The 19004-nt window shown below is 46.5% G+C and carries 19 protein-coding genes, 1 tRNA gene and 1 riboswitch; of the genes, 16 read left to right on the top strand and 4 right to left on the bottom strand.

Going from position 1 to position 19004, the window contains the following annotated elements; genetic code table 11:
* Positions 1 to 51 precede the first annotated feature (51 nt).
* From ACTRDR_RS05675 to pgsA, 5 genes are read left to right on the top strand one after another with little or no spacing between them, the layout of a single operon-like run.
* Complete coding sequence (locus tag ACTRDR_RS05675) at positions 52 to 333, top strand: DUF370 domain-containing protein (protein WP_118545608.1); 282 nt, start codon at positions 52 to 54, stop codon at positions 331 to 333.
* Complete coding sequence (gene gmk, locus ACTRDR_RS05670) at positions 323 to 958, top strand: guanylate kinase (protein ID WP_022153807.1); 636 nt, start codon at positions 323 to 325, stop codon at positions 956 to 958. The genes ACTRDR_RS05675 and gmk overlap by 11 nt, the downstream gene beginning before the upstream one ends.
* Before the next feature lies 1 nt (position 959).
* On the top strand, positions 960 to 1199 hold the full coding sequence (gene rpoZ, locus ACTRDR_RS05665; RefSeq protein WP_022153806.1) for a DNA-directed RNA polymerase subunit omega: 240 nt from the start codon (positions 960 to 962) through the stop codon (positions 1197 to 1199).
* 5 nt (positions 1200 to 1204) lie between these two features.
* Positions 1205 to 2533 (top strand): 30S ribosomal protein S12 methylthiotransferase RimO, encoded by a 1329-nt coding sequence (gene rimO / locus ACTRDR_RS05660; protein WP_440526467.1) that lies wholly within the window; start codon positions 1205 to 1207, stop codon positions 2531 to 2533.
* Position 2534: 1 nt separating this feature from the next.
* Positions 2535 to 3089 carry a CDP-diacylglycerol--glycerol-3-phosphate 3-phosphatidyltransferase gene (pgsA, locus tag ACTRDR_RS05655; RefSeq protein ID WP_440526492.1) on the top strand — a complete coding sequence of 185 codons (555 nt, stop codon included), beginning with the start codon at positions 2535 to 2537 and terminating at the stop codon, positions 3087 to 3089.
* A gap of 1008 nt (positions 3090 to 4097) precedes the next feature.
* Here the strand turns inward: pgsA and ACTRDR_RS05650 are convergent.
* Together ACTRDR_RS05650 and ACTRDR_RS05645 are read right to left on the bottom strand one after the other, a co-directional pair.
* Positions 4098 to 4808: an energy-coupled thiamine transporter ThiT gene (locus ACTRDR_RS05650; protein ID WP_440526466.1), complete on the bottom strand. Its 711-nt coding sequence runs from the start codon at positions 4806 to 4808 to the stop codon at positions 4098 to 4100.
* 130 nt (positions 4809 to 4938) lie between these two features.
* Positions 4939 to 5056: riboswitch (TPP riboswitch) on the bottom strand.
* A 46-nt stretch (positions 5057 to 5102) separates the two neighbouring features.
* Positions 5103 to 5897 carry a Cof-type HAD-IIB family hydrolase gene (locus ACTRDR_RS05645; RefSeq protein WP_440526465.1) on the bottom strand — a complete coding sequence of 265 codons (795 nt, stop codon included), beginning with the start codon at positions 5895 to 5897 and terminating at the stop codon, positions 5103 to 5105.
* Positions 5898 to 6445: 548 nt separating this feature from the next.
* On the opposite strand from ACTRDR_RS05645, the gene ACTRDR_RS05640 reads away from it, so the two are divergent.
* The 5 genes from ACTRDR_RS05640 (at position 6446) to ACTRDR_RS05620 (ending at position 12618) form a co-directional block, all read left to right on the top strand.
* On the top strand, positions 6446 to 9124 hold the full coding sequence (locus tag ACTRDR_RS05640; RefSeq protein ID WP_440526464.1) for an NYN domain-containing protein: 2679 nt from the start codon (positions 6446 to 6448) through the stop codon (positions 9122 to 9124).
* Positions 9125 to 9228: 104 nt separating this feature from the next.
* Positions 9229 to 9612, top strand: a complete 384-nt coding sequence (locus tag ACTRDR_RS05635) for a hypothetical protein (RefSeq protein WP_176864247.1) — start codon at positions 9229 to 9231, stop codon at positions 9610 to 9612.
* A gap of 81 nt (positions 9613 to 9693) precedes the next feature.
* The gene (locus tag ACTRDR_RS05630; RefSeq protein WP_440526463.1) at positions 9694 to 10338 is read left to right on the top strand and encodes a DUF1653 domain-containing protein; all 645 of its coding nucleotides are present in this window, start codon (positions 9694 to 9696) and stop codon (positions 10336 to 10338) included.
* Positions 10320 to 11471 (top strand): A/G-specific adenine glycosylase, encoded by a 1152-nt coding sequence (gene mutY / locus ACTRDR_RS05625; protein ID WP_440526462.1) that lies wholly within the window; start codon positions 10320 to 10322, stop codon positions 11469 to 11471. Before ACTRDR_RS05630 ends, mutY begins: the two co-directional genes overlap by 19 nt.
* A gap of 118 nt (positions 11472 to 11589) precedes the next feature.
* A complete protein-coding gene (locus ACTRDR_RS05620; RefSeq protein ID WP_440526461.1) occupies positions 11590 to 12618 on the top strand; it encodes a glycosyltransferase family 2 protein in 1029 nt (342 codons plus the stop codon).
* Between the two features lie 8 nt (positions 12619 to 12626).
* On the opposite strand, the gene ACTRDR_RS05615 is transcribed toward ACTRDR_RS05620, so the two are convergent.
* On the bottom strand, positions 12627 to 12896 hold the full coding sequence (locus ACTRDR_RS05615) for a helix-turn-helix domain-containing protein (RefSeq protein WP_440526460.1): 270 nt from the start codon (positions 12894 to 12896) through the stop codon (positions 12627 to 12629).
* A gap of 115 nt (positions 12897 to 13011) precedes the next feature.
* Here ACTRDR_RS05615 and ACTRDR_RS05610 point away from each other — a divergent pair, with 115 nt between their 5' ends.
* The 4 genes from ACTRDR_RS05610 (at position 13012) to ACTRDR_RS05595 (ending at position 16857) form a co-directional block, all read left to right on the top strand.
* On the top strand, positions 13012 to 13314 hold the full coding sequence (locus ACTRDR_RS05610) for an SIS domain-containing protein (protein WP_440526459.1): 303 nt from the start codon (positions 13012 to 13014) through the stop codon (positions 13312 to 13314).
* 378 nt (positions 13315 to 13692) lie between these two features.
* Positions 13693 to 14502 carry an Rpn family recombination-promoting nuclease/putative transposase gene (locus ACTRDR_RS05605; RefSeq protein WP_440526458.1) on the top strand — a complete coding sequence of 270 codons (810 nt, stop codon included), beginning with the start codon at positions 13693 to 13695 and terminating at the stop codon, positions 14500 to 14502.
* A gap of 254 nt (positions 14503 to 14756) precedes the next feature.
* The gene (locus ACTRDR_RS05600; protein ID WP_440526457.1) at positions 14757 to 16463 is read left to right on the top strand and encodes a methyl-accepting chemotaxis protein; all 1707 of its coding nucleotides are present in this window, start codon (positions 14757 to 14759) and stop codon (positions 16461 to 16463) included.
* Positions 16464 to 16623: 160 nt separating this feature from the next.
* Positions 16624 to 16857: a helix-turn-helix domain-containing protein gene (locus tag ACTRDR_RS05595; RefSeq protein WP_440287107.1), complete on the top strand. Its 234-nt coding sequence runs from the start codon at positions 16624 to 16626 to the stop codon at positions 16855 to 16857.
* A gap of 58 nt (positions 16858 to 16915) precedes the next feature.
* Here ACTRDR_RS05595 and ACTRDR_RS05590 read toward each other — a convergent pair.
* Positions 16916 to 16988 (bottom strand) — tRNA-Thr (locus ACTRDR_RS05590).
* A 262-nt stretch (positions 16989 to 17250) separates the two neighbouring features.
* On the opposite strand from ACTRDR_RS05590, the gene ACTRDR_RS05585 reads away from it, so the two are divergent.
* Positions 17251 to 17862 (top strand): RNA polymerase sigma factor, encoded by a 612-nt coding sequence (locus ACTRDR_RS05585; RefSeq protein ID WP_440526456.1) that lies wholly within the window; start codon positions 17251 to 17253, stop codon positions 17860 to 17862.
* 27 nt (positions 17863 to 17889) lie between these two features.
* On the top strand, positions 17890 to 18831 hold the full coding sequence (locus ACTRDR_RS05580) for a hypothetical protein (protein ID WP_440526455.1): 942 nt from the start codon (positions 17890 to 17892) through the stop codon (positions 18829 to 18831).
* Positions 18832 to 19004: the final 173 nt, after the last annotated feature.

Here is a 19004-nt window from a genome sequence, read left to right as displayed (position 1 = left end):
ATATCGTGCGGTTATGCGAATGGGAACTGCATGGCCACGAAAGGCGATACAATGAACCGACTGATCCATGTGGGATTTGGAAATATTGTGAATACAGATAAGATCATCGCTATAGTAAGTCCGGAATCCGCACCTATCAAACGTCTGGTTCAGAAGGCAAAAGAATCCGGGACTGCAATCGATGCCACACAGGGACGCAGGACGAAATCCGTCCTGGTCATGGAGAACAGTCAGATCGTGCTGTCTGCACTTTTACCCGAGACGATTGCGGGAAGAGCACAGGCGCTGTGGCCGGACGAAGAAAAAGAGGACAGTGAAGAAGATGCAGAATAAGGGAATATTGATGGTGATCTCCGGATTCTCCGGAGCCGGCAAAGGAACACTGGTGAAAAAGCTGTTATCGGAATATGACAATTATGCATTGTCTATCTCCATGACTACCAGAGGACCGCGTGAAGGAGAACAGGACGGAAGAGAATATTTCTTCCGCACCAGAGAACAATTTGAAGAAAATATTGCAAAAAACGGATTTATCGAGTATGCTCAGTATTGCGGCAATTATTACGGAACGCCGAAAGCATATGTGGAAGAGCAGATGCAGGCAGGCAAGGATGTGATCTTAGAGATCGAGATTCAGGGAGCCATGAAGATCAAGGAACAGTTCCCGGAGAGCCTGTTACTGTTCGTTACCCCTCCCAGTGCCAAAGAGCTGCAGAAGAGACTGGTGGGCAGAGGAACCGAGACAGCCGATGTGATCGCACAGAGACTGGCGCGGGCTTATGAAGAATCAGAAGGCATGGACGCCTATGATTATATAGTAGTGAACGACGATCTGGACGAGTGCGCTGCAGCGGTACAGAAGTATGTGGAAGCAGCGAAAAATGTACCGTCCCGTCGTGTAGAATTTATCACAGAGATCAGAGAGGAACTGAAAGGTTTCGCGAAAGGAGCAAAATAAAATGTTACATCCCTCTTATACCGACTTAATGAAAGTAGTAAACAGCGAGGTAGAACCCGGTGAAGCACCCGTAGTCAACAGCCGTTATTCTATCGTTATGGCAACTGCCAAGAGAGCAAGACAGATCATCGCAGGCGACGAGCCTCTGGTAACCGCCAAGGTGGATAAGCCCCTGTCTATCGCAGTAGAAGAGCTGAATCAGGGTAAGATCAAGATCCTTGGTGATGATGAGGAAGCATAAGACGCATGAAGATATTGTTTGTATCCCTGGGCTGTGACAAGAACCTTGTCGATTCTGAGAAGATGCTTGGCATGCTCCAGGAAAAAGGTTATACTTTCACGGATGATGAAGCAGAGGCAGATGTTGTAGTGGTAAACACCTGCTGCTTTATCGGCGATGCCAAGGAAGAAAGTATTAATACATTATTACAGATGGGAGAACTGAAGGACAGCGGACAGGTCAAAGCACTGATCGCTGCCGGGTGTCTTGCCCAGCGCTACCGCGAGGAGATCCAGAAGGAGATCCCGCAGGTGGACGCCATTATCGGAACCACTGCTATTGATGAGATCGTAGCTGCCCTGGAGGAGATCCTGGCAGGACAGAAACAGAACCATTATGAAGATATCAATGCCGCCCCTGTGACAGAGACCAACCGTGTTGTCACTACAGGCGGACATTTTGCGTATCTGAAAATTGCAGAAGGCTGTGACAAACACTGCACCTACTGTATTATTCCGAAGGTCAGGGGCAATTACCGCAGCGTTCCCAAGGAGAGTCTGTTAAAAGAAGCCAGAGAACTTGCGGATAAGGGCGTACGGGAGCTGATCCTGGTAGCACAGGAGACCACGCTGTACGGTGTGGATCTGTATGGGAAAAAGGAACTGCCCGGACTCTTACATGAGCTGGCACAGATCCCCGGTATCTACTGGATCCGTATTTTATACTGTTATCCGGAGGAGATCACAGATGAGTTGATCGATGCTATTGCAGCAGAACCCAAGGTCTGTAACTATCTGGATATTCCCATCCAGCATGCTTCCGACAATGTATTGAAGCGAATGGGCAGACGTACTGACCAGGCAGAGCTTCGTGCCATCATTGGGAAGCTTCGGGAGAAGATCCCCGATATCTGCTTACGTACCACATTGATCAGCGGATTTCCCGGAGAGACCCAGGAGGATTTCGAGGAGCTGTATCGTTTTGTCAATGAGATGGAATTCGACCGTCTGGGTGTATTCCCGTATTCTCAGGAGGAAGATACTCCCGCTGCCACCATGGAAGACCAGGTGCCGCAGGAAGTCAAGGAATTCCGGAGAGATGAACTGATGGAATTACAGCAGGCAATCGCTTTTGACAAGGCAGAGGATATGGTAGGACACATCCTGACTGTAATGATCGAGGGCAAGGTTGCGGACGAAGAGACTTATGTTGCAAGAACATACAGAGATGCCCCCAATGTGGACGGCTATCTGTTCGTGAATACTTCAGCGAATCTGATGACCGGAGATTTTGTCAAGGTTCTGGTCACCGGTTCCAATGAATATGATCTGATAGGAGAAATATACCATGAGTAAAATGAATCTGCCCAACAAGCTGACTATTTTTCGCGTGATCCTGATTGTACCGTTTATTATCCTGTTACTGGGAGGCCATGCCGGATGGTTCGGCGAGAACACTTTCGTGACGGATATGATCGCACTGGTCATCTTTATCATTGCCAGCCTCACTGATCTGATCGACGGTAAGATTGCAAGAAAATATAATCTGATCACCGACTTCGGTAAGTTCATGGATCCCCTGGCTGATAAGCTGTTAGTATGTTCCGCCATGATCGCACTGATCGAGATGAACCGTATCCCTTCCTGGGTGGTCATCATTATCATCGCCAGAGAGTTCATCATCAGCGGCTTCCGCCTGATCGCCTCCGACAATGGTGTAGTCATTGCCGCAAGCTACTGGGGCAAGTTCAAGACCACCTTCCAGATGGTCATGATCTGCCTGATGATTGCCAACTTCCCGCAGTTACAGATCCTTACGGATATCATTATGTGGATCGCACTGATCCTCACTGTGGTGTCTTTGATCGATTACCTCGTGAAGAATAAGGATGTTATGAAGAACACGAAATAAATTGAGAGTTTACGAAAGCATAGCCGTCGGCCGCTCGGGGAGTTCTGTTTGTATTAAAAACGCCATTTTTTGCTAAAAAAATACAAAAACATGAGATTTTGCCATGTAAAAAGCTGTTATTTTCGCTGAGCGTGCAAAATGAAGAAATTCCGTACAAAAATTCCTAATTTAGGAACTTTTTTGTACGGAATTCATTGTTTTTAGGGTTTTTACACCAAACTGGAGAGCTACGAAAGCATAGCCACGCTAGAGAACAAGAAAGACCGGGTGTGGGCACTTGCGCACCAATCCCAGTCTTATTTGTTACGCGGGGCTTAATTAACAAATTCAGTCAATTAAGCCCCGGCAGTTTACGTTACGCGGGGCGTAATCAACAAATCTAATTAATTAAGCCCCGGTAGTCTATGTTGCGCGGGGCGTAATCAACAAATTTAATTAATTAAGCCCCGGTAGTTTACGTTACGCGGGGCGTAATCAACAAATCTAATTAATTAAGCCCCGGCAGTCTATGTTGCGCGGGGCGTAATCAACAAATCTAGTCAATTAAGCCCCGGTAGTCTATGTTGCGCGGGGCGTAATCAACAAATTTAGTCAATTAAGCCCCGGTCTTATTTGTTACGCGGGGCGTAATCAACAAATCTAATTAATTAAGCCCCGGTAGTAGTTTAGCGGAAGAAGGGTAGAGAGAAGCTTGATCCTATCTCCAGTGCCCACGTTGAGGCGGAAGAAGGGTACAGAGAAGCTTGATCCTATCTCCTGTGCCCACACTGAGGCAAAAGAATGGGTACAGGCGGAATTTGTCCGGTCTACGGCAACCTTACGTTACGAGCCATGCACCCAATTCATAAATGTGTCGCAAAGGGCGCTCCACATTTATTTCATTGACGGCTGTCGAGTGTGTCCGTTGGACGCACAGTATAAAAATAGAACGAAACAACCTCTTGTGTGAGCAAGCTCCCACCGAGGTATTCCGTTCTATTTTTGCATGGCTCGTAACTCTCAATCTACCTAATCATTTAAAGCCATCTGTTTTAACTTCGAGAACAGATTCTGTACCGGTTTCACGGACAGGATCAGTAATGTTACTGCCGCTTCAGCGAAGATATAGATCGCATTGTAGGCGAGGGAATAGGGCAGGGGATCCCAGCCCTCCCAGGCATACGCGCCAAAGAAGATCCATCCTGAGATCACGGCGAATACATATCTGCCCAGCACAGCGGTGATATATCCTTTCAGCAGTCCGAACTTCGCATTGGAGAAGAGACCGGACAATCCCAGAGCGCCGAAAGCCAAAATGTAATCAACGATCAACTGCATGGGATACAATACATAAGGATCGATGAGAAGCTGTAACACACCGTAAGCTACGCCGGTGGCAATACCTGCACCCAGACCGAACCAGTAACCGGGCAGGCAGATCACCAGCATGGACAGTAGTGTAATGGAGCCGCCGGTAGGAAAATGGAACAGCTTGATGTTAGACAGCACGGTTCCAAGAGCGATTGCCATAGCGCAAAAAGCCAGCTGCTTTACGGTCAGCTTACCGTGAGCCATTTTCCGGTCACCGTCGTCAGCCCCGGTCTTATTTCTCTGCTTACGGGCAAATATAACGGCCACAGCCAGCAGAGCGATCAGGACAACCACTAACAGGACATTGCCCAGAGCGGTGGGGACATAAGTAGTCTCGCCCCAGTCATTCACAACAACATTGTACAACATAAAAAAATCCTCCTTCGTATGCGCGAGGAGGGACAACATCGTATCCATGCAAAATTACAGTCTTGAACGGCACTCTTATAATGTACGGTTCTCATACACTGTTATCAGCAGTGCATATGTAGACGATAACTGCATGAAATCTATGCTTCCTTACGCCGGTATTATCCGGTTCAAGTAGTGAGGGTTAGAAGTGATGGCATAGTTTTACAGCACTTCAATCTCAGCGATGCGCTCCCCTAGCGGAATATAATATTTACTTCCTTACTATATTGCTTTATCGTGACAGTGTCAAGCTTAGAGAAAAGTTTTTAATACTTGCAGCACACCGTTCTCCCAGTATGGTGCGCAGGTTCCCTTTGCGGCAGCAATTACTTCCTCTCTGGCGTTGGATACCGCATAGCTGGTTCCGGCGCTCTCAAGCATTTCGATGTCATTCAGATTATCACCGAACGTGCAGGTCTCCTCCGGGGCAATGCCGAGATATTTCTGCAAAAACCGAATAGCGGTTCCTTTGTTGACACCTAACGGGTTACAGTCCATCCATTCTTTGCCGGAGGAAGCGATTTTAGCCTTGGTCTGCCAGGTGGGAGTGAAAAGAGGGGCGCACATTTCTTCACATGCCGAAGGGTGATATACAGTGAATTTGATCACGTTGTCCACAGGTGTTTTTAACAGATCCGGAACTTCGCGGATATCATATCCGTAGGAATCTGTGAGCCATCGGAACATGCGGCTTCCGGCATCTTCCGCCAGACAATAGTCCGGGGTGGCAATAAAACAATCACAGTCCGGCAGGTTGTTTCGGACTGTTTCGCACATCCCATGCCAGACATCTTCGGGCAGAGTGTGGACTTTTAAAATTTTGTGCGGGGTACGGACTACCGTGCCGCCGTCCGTGATATAGAGAAGCTTATCCCGTATAGGAGCAAAAAGCTTCCGTTCACTGATAAATTGTCTGCCGGAACAGGCAACGAAAATGATTCCTTTTTCGGTGAGTTTATCAATCACAGTCATATATTCGGGATCCAGCATCAGCGTACCGTCTTTTAGAAGCGTACCGTCAATGTCGGTTGCAATCAATTTGATCATAGCTCCTCCTGTTAATGGAAAGTATGCTATGATTATAGCCTATCTGTAAGCGGATTTGCAATGACATCCGCAAGATTGACATCCTCAAGATAGATAAAACAGTTGGAAAAACGGAAAAAATATAGTATCGTAGATTGTAAAGATAAAGAAGCGGTAAAAAGGCGGGAAGAAACAGATAAGGGATAGACAAGAAACAGATAATAAGGTGATAAGAAATCAATAATAAAGCGATAAGAAATCTAAGGAAACAGTAGAAACCTAAGGAAACAGTAGAAACCTAAGGAAACAGTAGAAACCTAAGCAAACAGTAGAAACCCAAGCAAACAGTAGAAATCTAAACAAACAGTAGAAACCTAAGCAAACAGTAGAAATCTAAGCAAGCAGTAGAAATCTAAGCAAGCAGTAGAAATCTAAGCAAACAGTAGAAACCTAAGGAAACAGTAGAAACCTAAGAAAACAGTAGAAACCTAAGGAAACAGTAGAAATCTAAGCAAACAGTAAGAATCCTGAAGCAACAGGAACCTGGCATAGAAGGGTTAACGATAAGAATGAAGAAATTAATTATAGGAATTCTGGCACATGTGGATGCCGGCAAGACGACACTGGCGGAAGGCCTTTTATATACCTGCGGAACGATCCGCAAGGCAGGAAGAGTGGATCATGGAGATGCATTTCTGGACAATGGGGACATGGAGAGGAAGAGAGGCATCACAATCTTCTCCAAGCAGGCGAGAATCCGGTGGAAAGATGTGGATATCACTCTGTTAGATACCCCGGGGCATGTGGATTTTTCCGCTGAAATGGAGAGGACACTGCAGGTACTGGACGCAGCAATCCTTGTGATCGACGGCAGCGACGGTGTGCAGGGGGATGTATACACACTGTGGAGATTGTTGAAAAGGTATGAGGTTCCGGTATTTTTATTCGTAAATAAAATGGATCAGCCGGGCACCGAGCGGGACAAAATACTGACCGAACTGCAAAGTAAGCTGGATGGCAATATTGTAACCGTTGAAAATATCATGGCGCAGGAGAAATACGGGGAAAACCGTGAGCAGGAACTGGAACATGCCGCTATGTGCAGCGAAGCACTGATGGAGGAATATCTGGAGACCGGAGCCCTGCAGCCGGAGAGCATGGCACTCACTGTGGCGCAGCGGAGGCTGTTTCCCTGCTTTTTTGGATCGGCATTAAGGCAGGAAGGCATAGAAAAGCTGTTGGACGGGCTGAATTTCTATCTGCCGGAACCGGAATATTCACAGGAGTTTGGAGCCAGAGTCTATAAAATCGGCAGAGATACGGCGGGGAACCGTCTGACGTATCTGAAAGTCACCGGAGGGACGCTTCGGGTCAAAATGATGATCGGTAATCAGAAAAGCAGTGCCGGGGAAGAGACCTGGGAGGAAAAGGCAGACCAGCTGCGCCTGTACAATGGAGGAAGCTATGAGACCGCAGACAGCGTGCCGGCGGGAGAAGTCTGCGCGGTCACGGGACTTACGAAGACATTTGCAGGACAGGGACTGGGCTATGAGAGCGAGAATCTGGCACCGGTGCTGGAACCGGTATTGACATACAGACTGAGTTTTCCCCCGGATGTGGATCCGGTGACAGCGCTCGGAAAGCTCAGACAGCTGGAAGAAGAGGAGCCGCAGTTACATGTATTATGGCAGGAGGAAAAGCGGGAGATCCATATGCAGGTCATGGGGCAGGTGCAGATGGAGATCCTGAAAAATATCCTGTGGGAGCGCTTCGGACTGGAAGCGGAATTCGATGCGGGAAGCATTGTCTATAAGGAGACGCTGGCGGAGCCGGTGGAAGGCATCGGCCATTTTGAACCCCTGCGACATTATGCGGAAGTGCACCTGCTGCTAGAACCCGGTGAACGGGGCAGCGGACTGCAGTTCGCATCTGCATGCAGTGAGGATATGCTGGATCGGAACTGGCAGAGACTGATCCTGACTCATTTGGAGGAAAAAAGGCATGTGGGAGTGCTCACCGGATCGGAGATCACAGATCTTCGGATACTGTTGATCGCCGGGAAAGCACATACTAAGCATACGGAAGGCGGGGATTTCCGGCAGGCAACTTATCGCGCCATCCGCCAGGGACTGCGCAGTGGAAAAAGTATTCTGCTTGAGCCGTGGTTTTCCTATCGGCTGGAAGTACCGACAGAGAATCTCGGCAGGGCAATGTCAGATATCACCAGGATGAACGGACGCTTCGATCCGCCTGTGACCGAAGGAAACAACAGCGTACTGACGGGCAGTGTTCCGGTGGCAACCATGCGGGATTACGCCAGAGAAGTAGCTTCCTATACCAAAGGACACGGCAGACTGTCCTGCAGCCTGCAGGGGTACGAGCCCTGCCATAATACGGAAGAGGTGATGACACAGACGGATTACGATCCGGAGGCGGATACTGCCAATCCTACCGGTTCCGTATTCTGCGCTCACGGGGCCGGGTTCCAGGTGCCCTGGGATCAGGTGCCGGAATATGCCCATGTGGAGAGCGGCTGGGTGCCGGATCCGGAGGAGGATGCAGAGTCTGGTGATGACGCCTTACAGGGAATGCCGGCAGTGAACAGACGGCAGGGAGCTGTACGTCAGACGGGCGGCGGCACAGAGCGTGTCATATCCCAGGAGGAGATCGAAGAGATCTTCCGCCGGACCTATGGGAAAAGGGAAGAGGATTCCCACAGATTCCGAAGATATCATACTTCTTCCGGCAGTCGCAGCAACTATACGAGCAGCCAGACGGACAGCGTGCGGACACCGAAGACCAAAGCAGGCCCTCAGGAAAAACCGGAAGAATATCTGCTGGTGGACGGCTATAATATTATTTTTGCATGGCCGGAGCTGCGGGAGCTGTCGAAGATCAACCTGGACAGCGCCAGGGATAAGCTGATGGATATCCTGTGCAATTATCAGGGCTATCAGGGGTGCCGGCTGATCCTGGTCTACGATGCTTATAAGGTGAAGGGGAATCCCGGATCCACCATGAAATATCATAATATAGAAGTGGTCTATACGAAGGAAGCGGAGACCGCAGACCAGTATATTGAGCGCACCACGCATGAGTTGGGAGCAAAACCGCAGAAATACCGCGTGACGGTAGCCACCTCAGATGCCCTGGAGCAGATGATCATCTGGGGCAACGGTGCCACGAGGATGTCGGCACTCGGGCTGAAGGCCGCGGTGGAGGCGGCCGGGGCGGAATATTTTGAATAAATAAGAGAGTTTTAACGGACTAAAAAAAGAGTAGTCTATACCTGTCAGATCGGGGATGACCCGATGGAAAAAGTATCATGTATGAATAGAAAGAGGTATAGATTATGAGAAGACAGGCTGTTTCCAATGTTGCATTTTATGTTGTCACTGTTGTATTGATCCTGATCATTGTATTATGCGTGGGAGGAACAGCCAGAAGCGAAAGCCGGGATGAGGCACAGCGGGTGGAGAACAGAGTGCAGGAACAGCAGCTGCTTACGGATGTAAGACAATATCTGAAGAATAACGGGTATACGAACAGCGGCGTGACTCTGACGTATGTGACAGATGCAGACGGCGATCCGGAGTATACTTTCACGATCCATCATAAGAGGATCAATGACATGAGCGAAGAGGAACGGGAAGCTTTCAGTGCAGAGCTTATGCAGGCATGCAATGCTTCCGGCAGTTACAGCATCTCTTACGAATATCTTTTGACAGATTTTTAAGGGAGACATGACATTTTTCAAAATAGGGGTTATACTGTTACCATATGCCGCAGCAGAGGCGATGGGAAAGGAGAAGGACAGATGACATTTATTCCCAAACCACATGAGATATATAAGCATTTTAAAGGGAATCTGTACCAGATCGTCACGATAGCACAGCATTCGGAGACCGGAGAGCAGCTGGTGATCTATCAGGCAATGTATGGAGATTTCAAGACCTATGCGAGACCGCTTGCGATGTTTACGAGCGAAGTGGATAAGGTCAAATACCCTGAGGTACAGCAGAGATTCCGTTTTGAATTACAGGGTGCGGATGCAGACAGACAGACACGTGAGAACGATGAAGTGAACGGTGGGCAGACGACAACACAGGCAGTGCCGACAGCAACAGCGCAGGACGCGGCGATTTGGACAGCGCAGGCAGCAACGGTGCAGGACGCGGCGACTGTGGCAGCACAGGCAACAGCACAGCCGGCATCTGTAGAGACACAGCCGGAGGAGCCCGAACTGGATCCTTTGGTACTGGAATTCCTGGATGCGGATTCTTATGAGCAGAAGTTAAATATTCTCGCAGGATTACATCACCGGATCACCGATGAGATGATCACGACCATGGCGATCGCCTGCGATATCGAAGTAAATGACGGTGAGACGGAGGAGCGTTATGAAGAACTGAAAAACTGCCTGCTCACCATGGAGAAGTTTGAATGCAATCGTCTGAGATAGACATTAGTGAAAATTTAACAGATTTTAAGGAAATCTTTAGGAAAGGTGACCTTCTTGCGATTCCCAAACCACTTTTAAAATGGTATGATAATAATCGCAGGATCCTTCCCTGGAGAGAACAGCCCACACCCTATCGCGTATGGGTCTCTGAGATCATGCTACAACAGACCAGAGTGGAAGCGGTGAAGCCCTATTTTCAGAGATTCATGGATACCCTGCCGGATATCGCAGCATTAGCGGAAGCGCCGGAGGAGACTCTGTTAAAGCTGTGGGAAGGTCTGGGCTATTATAACAGGGTGCGGAACCTTCAGAAAGCGGCAATTCAGATCGTGGAAGACTACGGCGGCAGAATGCCGGATTCTTATGAAGAATTGCTGAAATTAAAAGGAATCGGAAGCTATACGGCGGGAGCTGTATCTTCTATTGCTTACGGAAGACCGAATCCGGCGGTGGATGGCAATGTGCTCAGAGTGATCTCCAGAATACGTAAGGATGAGCGGTGCATCTCCGAGGACAAGGTGAAAAAGTCCGTGGAGAAGGATCTGTGGGAGGTTATACCGAAGGACAGACCCGGGGATTTTAACCAGGCAATGATGGAGATCGGAGCCTGCGTGTGTATTCCAAACGGTGCCCCTCATTGTGAGGAGTGTCCGCTCAGGCAGATCTGTCTGGCATACGAAGATGGAACGCAGCAACAGTACCCGAATAAGGCAAAGGCAAAGGAACGGACCATAGAGGAGAAGACGATCCTCATTATCCGGGATGCGGAGCTTGCGGTGCTGCACAAGCGGCCGGCTAAGGGGCTGCTCGCCGGAATGTATGAGTTTCCGTCAATGAAGGGATTCTGTACGGCGGAAGAAGTGAAGGAATATCTGACAGAGAACGGACTGCAGGTACTCAGGATCCAGCCGTTAGAGGATGCAAAGCATATTTTCTCCCACAGGGAATGGCATATGAAGGGATACCTCATCCGGGTGGATGAGCTCGCACCGAAGAAGGCGGGACCGGATTCTGCAGACTGGATCTATATTGAACCCCGGGAGACGAAAGACAGATATCCCATTCCTTCGGCATTTGCAGTCTATGCGAAGGGTCTACGCATGCAGCTTGGAATCCCAAGAGAGGAAGGCTGACAGCCGGGCGGCAGCACGGAACGATCCTACACAAGGTCTTTCATCGACTTATGAGCAAGCTCATGTGGGCTTAGACCTTTTGACACTGGTATCATTGTATATAAGAAAGGACAGCGATATGAAATTACTTTCCATAGCAATTCCCTGCTACAATTCTGAAAAGTATATGAGAAAATGTATTGATTCTCTGCTCGTCGGCGGTGAGGATGTAGAGATCCTGATCATTGATGACGGATCCACCAAGGATCGTACCGCAGAGATCGCAGATGAATATGAGGCACAGTTCCCTACCATTGTCCGTGCTATCCATAAGGAGAACGGAGGACATGGCTCCGCAGTGAATACCGGAATCGCCAATGCCAAGGGACTGTATTTTAAAGTAGTGGACAGCGATGACTGGGTGAAGCAGGATGCATATTTTAAGATTCTGGACACTCTGCGGGAGCTGGCAGGAGGCGGTCAGGCACTGGACATGCTCATCAGCAATTATGTTTATGAAAAAGAAGGCGAGCGCCGTAAAAAGGTGATCCAGTATCGCCATATTCTGCCGGTGGAGAAGATGTTTACCTGGGCAGACTGCCATCATTTTATCAAGGGACATTACATATTGATGCATTCCGTGATCTTCCGTACCAGGCTGCTCCAGGAATGCGGACTGAAGCTTCCCGAGCATACCTTCTATGTAGATAATCTGTATGTATTCGAGCCGCTTCCCTATGTGAAGAATATGTATTATCTGGATGTGAATTTCTACAGATATTATATAGGAAGACAGGATCAGTCCGTGAACGAGACGGTCATGATCTCCAGGATCGACCAGCAGATCCGTGTGACCAGGCTGATGATCGATTATCTGGTAGGCAGAAAAGCAGAACTGGTCAAAAACAGACGCCTGTATCAGTATATGCGCAATTATTTAGAGATCATCATGACCGTATCCTCTGTGCTACTGATCCGTTCCGGCACTCCTGAGCATCTGGAGAAAAAGAAAGAACTGTGGGAGTACCTGAAAGAAAAAGACAAGAGACTCTACCTATGGATGCGTAACGGCATCATGGGCGGAACCATGAACCTGCCCGGAAGAGGCGGCCGTAAGCTTTCTGTGGAAGGATACAAGATCTGTCAGAAGCTGTTCGGATTTAACTAGTCAGGACTTTATTTTTGATAAGCCAGAAAAAGCTTCAAGAGTCTGAGCGCATAATCTCGGTCTCTTTGTTCGGAATTATCCAGCATAGTTAAAATAGCGGATACTTCGGCTGTTTGTCCGGGGTATCCGTTTTCGTTGATTTCTTTTCCGTAAATAATATAATCCAGTGACATATCTAAAGCTTCGGAAAGCGCCATCAGAGTTTCTACACTCATACCGCAGCTGCCGCGTTCGATATCTGCATAATATTTAGCGGCACGGTCTATTTTTTCAGCCATTTCATCCTGCGTGAACCCGAACAGTATAACCTCATGAAATTCTACGGACTACCGTGTCTCCCAATTTGGTCCGTGCTAAAGCAACCTCATCCTATTTACTTTATTAATGTTTTTAATGAATGACTGTGAGCCGTTGCTCTGCTTTGCACAGCAGATTAATGACTACGGAAAGCCGGTGGATGTATTTCTGGGCATTTCCACCAGTGGCAACAGCAAAAATATGTTGTTTGCAGCAACAACTGCGCTCGCTAAGGGAATGAAGGTCATTGGATTGACTGGAGCAAAAGATAGCAGGTTAATGGATATGAGCGATGTATGTATCAAAGCTCCTCAGACGGAGACTTATATGATTCAGAAACTGCACCTACCTATTTATCATTGTCTGTGTTTGATGCTGGAAGATAAATTTTTTGCATAGTTTTTAAACAGGTATCGGCTATACACAAAGCATGACTATGTCATTTGACATGCTTTACCTACACAAAATAAACGTCAACTTCCGGGGAGAGTTCTTATACCTATAATAGCTGCCATATTGTCTAAATTTAACAAAGTGCAGATTTGGCTATTTTGCTACATTGACAATTATAAAGGTGTCTGCTATTCTTTGCTTGTAAGCAGTTTTTTTCTATTTCAAATTTCTAAATCAACGCAAGTTGATATCTGTGACTTCAGAGGAATTCCTGCTTATTTACCCCATTAAATACAATAGAGCAGGAGATAATGAAGGACAGAGCGTTTGTTCTACGTATTGCCGTTGTTTATTCTCCTGCATACGTGTGAGAGGAGAATACGAATGGTAAAACGATATGAGGAACTGACGATTTCGGATGATTTTATGTTTGGCAAGGCGATGGGAGATAAGGTGCTCTGCCGGGATGTGCTGGAACGGCTGTTAGAAGAAAAGGTAGGGGAACTGGAGGATGTCCAGCCACAGCGGGAATTCCGATATACTTCGGGTGGCAAGCCGGTCCGGCTGGATATGTATACGCGGGATAAAAAGCGTATGTACGATGCAGAGATGCAGAATCTGAACCATCAGCCGGTGGAGAAGCTGGAACTGCCGAAACGGAGCAGATTTTACCAGTCTACGATGGATACGGATCATCTGAGTAAGGGAAAATCCTATCGGGAACTGCCGGAGGGAAGAGTGCTGTTTCTCTGCACATTTGATCCATTTGGCAGGGGATATGCGAAGTATTCGTTCCAAAACTTGTGCAAGGAAGACAGAGAGCTGTACCTGAAGGATGGAACGGAGAAGATTTTTTATAACTGTGCTGCAGAACCCGAGAAAGTGCCGGAGAATCTGCGGGAGTTATATGATTATATCAGAACCGGGAAGGTCGAAGGAGACCTGAGCCGGAGAATTGATGAAGCAGTGCGTATGGCACGTAAGAATGAGGAATGGAGGTCGGAGTACATGAAAGAACTGTTACATGATGACGACGTCAGAGAAGAAGGCAGAGCAGAAGGCAGAGCAGAAGGTGAAAGCCAACTGGTAAAGCTGATAAATAGTATGATTGCTGGCGGTGATGGAGATAAGATTGCCTTGTTTGGAGAACCGGAAATCTTAAAGACAATGAAAAAGAAATATGGGATAAATTAATTCTGATCCATTTGGCAGGGGATATGTGAAGTATTCGTTCCAGAATCTGTGTAAGGAAGACAGAGAACTGTACCTGAAGAATGAGCCGAAAGTGTTGCTGGCAATGCGGAAGAAGTATGGTCTAGAGTAGTAATCAAATTTGATTTCTAATTCTTTTGTACGATTGAACAATTAAAGGGGATGTGCTACTATTGGTTATATAGATGCAGATCACGGCAGCTTATTTAACTGATAAGACTAGGGGGGAGCTTTATATGGCAACACAAAAGCAACAAGGTATTAAAAAGCAACTGACGAAGGGATTTGTGAAAGTAGCAATAATCGGTGCGATTGCGGCAATTATTGGAATCATAGCACTACTGATCGCAGCAACGCAGTATGAAAAGGCGTTGAGCCGATACGGATTTACACAGGGAGATGTCGGTAAAGCGGTCGCGGCATTTTCGGAGAGCCGGAGCGCATTACGTGCAGTAGTAGGCTATGATGACGAAGCAGTAATAGAAAAGCAGATCGAACTGCATGACCAGAAAAAGGCATCGTTTGAGACTTACATAGATGAATTGAACCGCTCAATCAAATTCACCGAAGGCAGGGATGCCTATAATAAAGTATTGCAGGAACTGGACGGGTACTGGGAACTGGATGCACAGGTATTGGAACTGGCTACTTCCGATGACGAGGACGGATATCTGAAGGCGCAGGATCTGGATACCGGAGATCTGACCGCACAGTACGAACGGATATACGCGGAATTTGTAGACTTGATGAACCTGTGCGTCGAAAAAGGAGATCAGGCGGAGGCAGATCTGCGTCATATGGAGTTTTTTATGCTGATCGCGATTCTGGTTATCGTAGTGATCTCTTTCTGGAGTTCTGTAGTATTAGGCGAGAAAATGGCAGGAAATATCGAAGAACCGATGATAGCGCTTGCGGATCGACTTCAGACTTTTGCACAGGGAGATCTGAATAGTGCATTCCCTGACAGAAACACGGAAGATGAGATATCCTATATGATACGGGTCGCAAAAGGCATGGCTGCTGACCTGAATCTGATCATTACGGACGCAGGAGAATTGTTGGGACAGATGGCGGAGGGTAATTATGCCATCGGTACTAAGATCGAAGAGAAATATGTAGGACAGTTTGTGGCACTGAAAGATGCCATGCGTAAGATGAACCGACAGATGAACAGCACCTTACAGCAGGTCGAAGAGGCTGCAAAGCAGGTATCAGCAGGATCGGAGAATCTTGCACAATCTGCCCAGGCGTTGGCAGAAGGAGCAACAGATCAGGCAGGATCTGTGGAAGAACTGACGGCAACCATTACGAATATCACAGATGCCGTGTCCCGTACAGCCGGTGAACTGCAGAAGACGACGGAAAAGGCTGAGAATTATGCACAGCAGGCGGATGCAGGGCATATGCAGATGAGGTCATTGATGGAGGAAATGGACCGAATCAATGAAACATCTAAAAAGATACAGAATATTATTGCTGACATTGAAGATATTGCGAGTCAGACGAACCTGTTGTCTCTGAACGCGGCGATTGAGGCTGCCAGAGCAGGAGAAGCCGGACGGGGATTTGCAGTGGTGGCAGAACAGATCCGTAAACTGGCCGAACAGAGTGCACAGTCGGCAGTAGATACCAGAAGCCTGATCGAGGGATCGCTGCAGGAGATCAAGAATGGCAACCAGGCAGCGGCGGCAGCAGCGGAATCTCTGGAGCAGATCGTTACGGGAGTCAAGGAGATTGCGACAGATGCAAAACGATTGAGTGAAGAGTCTGCTACGCAGGCACAGGCGATGCAACAGGCAGAACTTGGTGTGAATCAGATATCGGAAGTAGTGCAGTCGAACTCTGCGTCAGCAGAGGAATCGTCTGCTACCAGTGAGGAATTATCCGCACAGGCATATGCATTAAACGATTTGGTAGGAAAGTTTACACTACGACGGGATTAATTGCTAATGAAAGAATGATACAAATACCGGTCTTAATAATCCGTAAATAGCGGACAAATAAGACCGGTATTTTTTATTATGCAAAACTTTCACTATAACTGAAATTTCCCTTTCCGTATTATCTATTAGAATTGTAATGGTAGATATAGGAGATGGAAAAATGAGTCAAAAGCATTCGCAGGAGTATAAGAACATAGGTCAGACAATCTGCAAATACCGAAAACTCAGAGGTCTTACGCAGGAACAACTGGCAGATAGAGCATGCATCAGTATCAGTTACCTTACCAAAATAGAGGCTCCCAATTGTGACCAGCCGTTTTCTCTGGAGGTAATATTGGATATAGCGGAAGTACTGGAAGTATCCGTACATCAGTTGTTGGAAGCTATCAAATAGAGAAATAAAAAATGATCTTAAAAGTTTAACACTTTTAAGATCATACTTTTTAAAGAAGAGCTGCTGACGGGAATCGGACCCGTGACCTCCGCACTACCAATGCGACGCTCTACCGACTGAGCCACAGCAGCATCACGTGACTACTAACGCAATCACCGTGATTCATTCTAACAAAAGAGATACCGTTTGTCAACAACAAAAAAAGCAAAATTTTTCGATATTTGTCGATAGGAAGAAATTGACAGAAAATCTACGAAAAGTAAAATATAAAGATATGAAAAACAAATTTTTCTCACATCGTAAAACCATCTATATTTAATACAGGGATAAATGTTAAATTATAAAATAAATATTTTTAAGAAGGATGAAACCATTTATATGGGGGAATGACAGATGCATAAAAACAAGACAGAAGAGACAGCAGTAGATCATCTAGAATTCAATGAAATGTTTCGCAGAAATGAAGCCATAGTGTATAATTTTATCAGATATCGGATACTTGATAAGTCACTGGCACAGGATGTCCTGCAAGAAACATTCTACCTGGCGTACAAGAAATGGGATATTCTGAAAGATCATCCGAATCAGACGGGATGGCTGTTGGAGACCGCGAGGTATAAGATACAGGAGTTCAACAGGAAAATAAAGAAGCTGGAATGTGAAACCTCACTGGATGATCACGATGACCATGAATACGTTGCTGCGAAAGACGAATACGGAAAAGCAGAATTAGACATGGTCCTGGAAACGGAACTGGACGAAGAAGAGAAAACGCGTTTCTCGAGATATTTTGTAGCAGGATATAAAATATCGGAAATTGCAAAACTGGAGAATATTTCCGAGAACAACATGTGTGTCCGGCTCAGCAGATTGCGCGGCAAAATAGCTCAATGCCTATACGATGGAAAAATATTCGACAAAAAACAAAAAAAGTCTGTAAGAAACGACAAAAAAGAGACAAAAACATATAGAGAGGGACAGTCATTTGGCAGCAACGCCGGATGATGCGATAGAGAAGGGAACGGAACAGTAATGAAGAAACAGGATAAAGAAAGTCTGATCAGGGAAGTTACGAAGCGGTTAGACTGGTATACAATGGAGGCTTCCGACGAGGAATTTGATGCGGATGAAGTTCAGACGTTATTGAAGCTGTTGGATAGCCTGAAAGGTGAAGAGAAAGAGGAAGAATTGCCGGTGGAGGAAGCACTGGACAGCTTCTGGAAGTATTGTGAGAAACGTCAGGAAGAGGAAAGAATTCTGGCGGCAGATGGAAAGGAAAGTGAGGAGAACCGCAAAACGAAGCCTGAGAAAAAGGAAGGGCGGATGCACCAATTTCTTTGGTATTTTCATAAACACAGAATTGCTGTGGTGACAGCAGTGGCACTGATTGTTATAATGCTGGGTGGTTCCTGGCAGATGGCAGTAAATGCAGAGAAACACGGTGGCTTCTTCTGGTGGATGGATAAGAATGAGGAAGGGACTACGAAAATAACGGCACCGGAACTTCCTATAGAAGAAATAGGAAAAAGTATTGAAGAGAATTATTATAGCTTAGAAGATGTTCCAGATGCATATGTTCAATATGCAATGATACCATTTGAAATTAGCAGTTTGGATAAAGATGATTATAGTTTAAGCCATATTGAAGTGACAAAATCAAATAGAGCAGATACAGTAAATGATTATTTTAAGAAAGACGAGGAGATATTATGTTTTGAAGTAAAGGTATATCCGCAAGAAATTTTGAGAGTGAGAGAAATTTATCCGGGGTATCTGTTTCGGGAAGAATTTGAAAATGATGGTATAACCTTAGAAGTTTTCGAAAAAGAGGAAGAGAATGGAGAACAAAGATATGTGGTATATTTCTATTATGGGAATGAAAAATATTCTGTTGCTGGCGTAGATAGTAAGGAAAAATTAAAAGAGATAGCGGTTGAATATCAGCAAGCCGTAGTTAATAACTATTCTAAATAAGTATACAAAGAGAAGTTGAGACTAAAATCTCAGCTTCTTTTTGCGTATTTAAGCCAATTTCTTTTCACAAAATAATATTTCCTAGAAGTCTCTAAAATGAAAGTTAAATCAAATTCTAAAATCACATCAATAATACAACAAGGCCTAAACTTCATGGTTCGACACCCATGAAG

Source organism: Simiaoa sp. (genome assembly GCF_051972595.1).
Classification (GTDB): domain Bacteria; phylum Bacillota; class Clostridia; order Lachnospirales; family Lachnospiraceae; genus Acetatifactor; species Acetatifactor hominis.
Note: the sequence above shows the minus strand (reverse complement) of the source record. Positions and strands in the feature narration are given on the sequence as shown.